This is a genomic window from Rubritalea sp., assembly GCF_039830215.1.
Lineage (GTDB): Bacteria > Verrucomicrobiota > Verrucomicrobiia > Verrucomicrobiales > Akkermansiaceae > Rubritalea.
On record NZ_JBDOPO010000325.1, the window covers coordinates 1 to 4,958 of the forward strand.

The following is a 4,958-nucleotide window of genomic DNA, read 5'->3' on the forward strand; positions in this document are numbered from 1 at the left end:
CGCAAATTTGCTAAATTTTGTGATCAATTGCAACTGTCTAGAGTTTTTTAGATGAGCAACACTAGTTTTTGAAAGGTGTGTGACTAGCTAGCGTGCTCCCCTTTTTAAGGTGTGAGGACATAGCTCCAGTAATAACTTATGTTAAAAGTGTGCGAGACAAAATGGCAGTACCAATGACACATAGGATGTAGGCAATGATAGCCTAGTGAGCACAAAAAATGGCGGCAACAAATTCAGTTAGCATAATGATGCCGGCCATGACTCTACTATAAGATATGTGATTTTGGTTAGCTGCGGCACTTGGCGATTAAGCCTTCTAGGTAGTTTGTAATTTCAAGTAGACCGGTCGTGTAGTCGTTGGCTGGAAGGCAATTTAGGTTGTCGCGAGCCTCATCCAGCATATCGATAGCAGTATCTAGTGCAGACTCGATAGAAGCTTTGTATGCAACATCTCCGACTAGTCCTTCGAACTCCAAAGGCTTCTGATCTTTGATGTTTTTCTGAAGCTGCTTCTTAGTTGCAGCTGGCGCGGTTTCCAGAAGGTTGAGAAGAGGGAGAGTCAGCTTTCCTTTTTCCAGATCAGTACGAAGAGTCTTGCCGACATTGTCTTCCGTTCCGACTAGGTCGAGGCAGTCGTCATAGATTTGGAATGCAGTGCCTAGCTTTAGACCATAGTCGTAAACTTTTGCTTCGGTGTCAGCGTCCGCACCTGATAATGAGGCTGAGATGCCAGCTGAGGCTGCAAAGAGCGCGCCAGTTTTCATGGCGATGATGCGAAAGTATTCTTCCTTCGTTAGGCTGAGGTCAAAGCGGCGTTGGGTCTGAATGACTTCCCCTTGGCAAACTTCCCGGGAAGCGGTGCCGACCTTACGGCAGATGTCGATGCAACCGAACTCTGTTGCTAGTAGCAGTGCGTGAGAAAATAGAGCGTCACCTAGTAAAACTGCCATGCCATTTCCCCATTTGGCATTGGGAGTGGGAGTTTTGCGGCGAGTGTCAGCTTCATCGATGATGTCATCGTGAACCAGAGTAGCCATGTGTATAAGCTCGGAAATAACACCAATCTTGAGGTTGTCGTCAGATATTTTTCCCAGAGAACCACCAGCAAGAATGGCGAGGGCGGGGCGGATACGTTTGCCGCTCGTGTTGCAGATGTAGTCGATGAATGGCTCAACTTCAGAGTCAAACGCTTTGACTTGCTCAGAGATCTGCTTTTCAACCTGTTTGATTTCCTTACGGACTAGATCGAATGTGATGCGTCCTTTTGAGTCGGAAAATGGTTTTAGGAGTGCCATGTGTTTTGTGTAGTAAGGGAAGAGCTTTGGTTGAATTTTCCACAGTCGGAGCCCAGATGCAACCGTAATCGTCTCTTTAGCTGTGACCAAAGAAGTATCGAGCGCTCTCGAGAATGCCATGCGCTGTCTCAGCTACATTGAGGCCAGTCGTCTGAAGATGTAGATGTGAGACCTCTTGGTATATGTCATTACGTTGTTCGAGCATTTTTTCGATAGTTTCCCGTGGGTTTTCAGTTTGCAGTAATGGCCGATTGTTGTTGCGTGATGTACGCTCAAGAAGTGTCTCGGTATTCGCATCGAGCCAGACTACATACCCAAGTTCACGTAGCAGTGGGCGGTTTTGTTTTTTCATTGGTAATCCACCACCAGTGGCGATAATGTGGTGGGTTACACCCTCGCTAAGGAGTTGTTCTATAGCTTGGGTTTCACAAGTGCGAAAGAAGCTCTCGCCTCGGAGTGAGAAAATGTCCGCAACGCTGAATTTCTCATGTTCTTCTATTTTAGTGTCTGTATCGATCAGCGGGTAGCTGAGGAGCTTGCCAAGCTCACGGCCGATGGTTGACTTTCCCGAACCCATAAAACCAACTAGGATGATATTCCTAGCTGGTATGGTGTTCGTCGTTTCTGCATTCATAACGCTAGTGTAGGAAAGATTGTTAGCATGACCAGAGCGGAGATGACATAAATGTTGTTCGTGCTAGCTGAGGCGAATCATGTCCTTAATGAATTGTTTCCAAAGGAAGCAAAGTCCTCGAAATGAATAGCGGAATTTACCATTCTCGGTGATTGCGATAATGCCAGTGTCGAGATTGTGGTTAATTTGGTCACGTATATCATTCTCAACTTCCACGTTGAGTATGTCTGGGTCTGGCATCATGAGGTTGTCGAGCGCGCCACCTTTTCTTGTGATAAATCGCTTGTGGTTGTCGAGCGATTGTTTCAACGAGCAATGGCGGCATGCTATTTGGTTCGATGCCACATCGGGGCAATTTTTCAGGGTTGGGGAAAAGGGGAAATTGCTGGTTCGGTAGATTTTTCCATCACTAGCACGGGAAGAGATAGTGACGTATGAAAAGGCTACATTTGCCTGTTTACAGAGGCAGACAGTAACGACTGCGCGCTCTTCTGGGTGCCAGTAAAAGCTATAATGTTGTGCGGAGCCTGCCCAGTTCCAAGTGTAGTCTGAGCTGTGCTCGAAATCTAGGGATTCGAGTTCATCTATCATATGTGCAGCTTCAGGGAATTGCTGGAGCCTTGGGCATCTTTCCTCATGAAGGTGGTTTTCTAGTGGTAAGCGTAGTTTACGTATTCTAGAGCAAAGTTCGATCCATGGGAGGAAAAACCAGACGAATATTGAAGCTATAGAAAGTGGGATATTTCCTGATAAAAAGTAGACGATAGATCCACTGGCAAGAAGGTAGACTAGGGCGCCGATCTTTCTAAAGACGCGACGCCGACAGGAGCGCAGAGCCATGCCGATGAGGATGATGCCAATAACTGTAAGAGATTCGTGCATGAGCGTGGAGTTTTACTGCTGCGGGGGACAGCAGGAGCGATATAGATTCGCTCAGAAATACGTCAAGAGCAAGGTGAGTGTAAAAAAATCATTGTGAGAACGGTGTGCTTGAATAGATTGTGGTTATGGCGATCGAGTCTTATGAAGAGTTTTTACCAGAAGTGCACTCAAGTGCCTTCATTGCAGCGAGCGCTGATTTGATTGGCCGCGTGTCAGTGGCGGAGGAATCGAGTATTTGGTACAATGCAACTCTGCGGGGAGATATTAACAAGATTGTGATAGGGCCTCGTTCAAACGTGCAGGATAATGCCGTCATTCACCTTTCGGATGATTTTGGCACACACATTGGTGAGTATGTGACGGTTGGTCATGGAGCTATAATTCATGCTGCGACAGTGAAGGACGAAGTACTTATTGGTATGGGGTCCTGCGTTTTAGATGGAGCGGTGGTAGGTGAGCGCTCTATTATCGGAGCAAATGCTCTAGTGACTAGCGGCACAGTTATTCCCCCTGGGTCTCTAGTGATGGGTTCACCAGCAAAAGTGGTGAAACTCCTAGATCCCGTGGAGCAAGGGAAGATTAAGTTCTGGGCTGAAAAGTATCTGGTGCAGTCACGTAAATATTTAGCACGCTAGGATTATGTCAGCAGCAGTAGTGCGAGTAGAGCCAGTAGCGCTTATGCCAACTCAGGCTGGCTGTGCCGTTTTCCTCGGTGATGGCGAAAAGGTGATCGTCTTTTATGTTGATCCTTCAGTTGGAGCATCGATCAATATGGCTTTAGCTAATGACTCTGCGCCCCGGCCATTGAGTCATGACCTCTTTACGGATTCTCTGAAAGCGATGGGAGCCCGGATGATGCGTGCGTTGATCGTGAAGGTGGAAGGGGAAGTGTATTTCGCGCGCCTTTTTCTTGAAGCTCAGAATGAGGTGATGGAGCGAAAAATTATCGAGCTAGATGCACGTCCTAGCGATTGTATTGCTATGTCCGTGCGTTGTGGTGCTCCTTTGTATTTTCTTAAAGAGATATGGGATACACTCGACGATATGGCTGATGTTTTAATTAAGATGCAGGCTGATGAAAGTTCCTAACCAATCGTTCTTTTAAATTTTAAGTTGATTATTGGAGACTAACATCTATGTCCTTGAGCAATGAATACGCTTATTGCCGCATTTGATATGTCAGCTCTAGCAGCTCAAGGAGCTGATTGGGGGGTGAGGATTCTACTGGCTCTGGTAACACTCGTAGTTGGCTGGAAAGTCGCGGGTTGGTTCGGGATCATAGTTGGGAAACAGCTCGATAAAAAAGGGGTTGATGCTACGGTGAAGCCTTTTGTCTGCACTCTAGTTTCTACCTTGATTAAGGTTGGAGTTGCAGTTTCGGCAGTAGAAACCGTTGGAATCCAGGCGACTTCATTTGCTGCGATATTTGCGGCAATGGGGCTCGCTGTAGGTATGGCTCTAAGTGGTACTCTACAGAATTTTGCTGGAGGTGTGATGCTTCTCATTTTCCGCCCGTTCAAGGTCGGCGATGTGATCGAGACGCAGGGCTACACTGGTTGCGTGAAGGAGATTCAGATTTTTCAGACAATTATGCTCACGCCTGACAACAAAATGATCCATCTGCCAAACGGTAAAGTTTCTAACGATTCAATGGTGAACTATTCGACCATGCCTGAGCGCCGTGTCGATTTCAGTTTTGGAATTGGGTATGGTGACGACATTGATCAAGCCCGCGAAGTGCTGAAGTCAGTCATTGCTGAGCACTCGGCAATCATCACTGATCAAGATGGACGCGAGCCCTTCATCGTTGTAGGGGAACTCGCTGATAGTTCAGTTAACTTTACGGTTCGAGTATGGGTGGAGGCCGCCGACTACTGGGCAGTGAACTTCTCTATGATCGAGAATGTAAAGAAAGCCTTTGATAAGGCTGGAATTTCTATCCCATTCCCTCAGCAAGATGTGCACATGCACCAAGTTAGTTAAGATTTAAAATAACCTCTAAACTAGAATGGCCTCACAGTGAAATGCTGTGAGGCCATTTTATGTAGATCTTGGATTCAAACCGGAAGTGCACCGCTTAACTTGAACAACGGCCCAGATGCTGATTAGTATCAGCACTGGCTCCACCGTTCAAAACCGAGCCTGTG

At 46.8% G+C, this 4,958-nt stretch carries 6 protein-coding genes; 3 read left to right on the plus strand and 3 right to left on the minus strand.

Annotated elements, in window-relative coordinates; translation table 11 throughout:
• Positions 1 to 287 precede the first annotated feature (287 nt).
• From ABGY95_RS10930 to ABGY95_RS10940, 3 genes are all read right to left on the minus strand, one after another.
• Positions 288 to 1,295, minus strand: a complete 1,008-nt coding sequence (locus tag ABGY95_RS10930; protein ID WP_347441716.1) for a polyprenyl synthetase family protein — start codon at positions 1,293 to 1,295, stop codon at positions 288 to 290.
• 76 nt (positions 1,296 to 1,371) lie between these two features.
• Positions 1,372 to 1,929, minus strand: a complete 558-nt coding sequence (locus ABGY95_RS10935; RefSeq protein WP_347441717.1) for a shikimate kinase — start codon at positions 1,927 to 1,929, stop codon at positions 1,372 to 1,374.
• A 63-nt stretch (positions 1,930 to 1,992) separates the two neighbouring features.
• Positions 1,993 to 2,811, minus strand: coding sequence for a hypothetical protein (locus ABGY95_RS10940; protein ID WP_347441718.1), 819 nt, complete (start codon positions 2,809 to 2,811; stop codon positions 1,993 to 1,995).
• Between the two features lie 125 nt (positions 2,812 to 2,936).
• On the opposite strand from ABGY95_RS10940, the gene ABGY95_RS10945 reads away from it, so the two are divergent.
• From ABGY95_RS10945 to ABGY95_RS10955, 3 genes are read left to right on the plus strand one after another with little or no spacing between them, the layout of a single operon-like run.
• Complete coding sequence (locus ABGY95_RS10945) at positions 2,937 to 3,446, plus strand: gamma carbonic anhydrase family protein (protein WP_347441719.1); 510 nt, start codon at positions 2,937 to 2,939, stop codon at positions 3,444 to 3,446.
• Positions 3,447 to 3,450: 4 nt separating this feature from the next.
• Entirely contained in the window at positions 3,451 to 3,900 is a 450-nt protein-coding gene (locus tag ABGY95_RS10950; protein ID WP_347441720.1) for a bifunctional nuclease family protein, read from the plus strand.
• Positions 3,901 to 3,960: 60 nt separating this feature from the next.
• Positions 3,961 to 4,794 (plus strand): mechanosensitive ion channel domain-containing protein, encoded by an 834-nt coding sequence (locus ABGY95_RS10955; RefSeq protein ID WP_347441721.1) that lies wholly within the window; start codon positions 3,961 to 3,963, stop codon positions 4,792 to 4,794.
• Positions 4,795 to 4,958: the final 164 nt, after the last annotated feature.

Coding starts and splice junctions, on each gene's coding strand:
- ABGY95_RS10930 (WP_347441716.1), bottom strand. CDS start 1,295: ATGGCACTCCTAAAACCATTTTCCGACTCAAAAGGACGCATCACATTC.
- ABGY95_RS10935 (WP_347441717.1), bottom strand. CDS start 1,929: ATGAATGCAGAAACGACGAACACCATACCAGCTAGGAATATCATCCTA.
- ABGY95_RS10940 (WP_347441718.1), bottom strand. CDS start 2,811: ATGCACGAATCTCTTACAGTTATTGGCATCATCCTCATCGGCATGGCT.
- ABGY95_RS10945 (WP_347441719.1), top strand. CDS start 2,937: ATGGCGATCGAGTCTTATGAAGAGTTTTTACCAGAAGTGCACTCAAGT.
- ABGY95_RS10950 (WP_347441720.1), top strand. CDS start 3,451: ATGTCAGCAGCAGTAGTGCGAGTAGAGCCAGTAGCGCTTATGCCAACT.
- ABGY95_RS10955 (WP_347441721.1), top strand. CDS start 3,961: ATGAATACGCTTATTGCCGCATTTGATATGTCAGCTCTAGCAGCTCAA.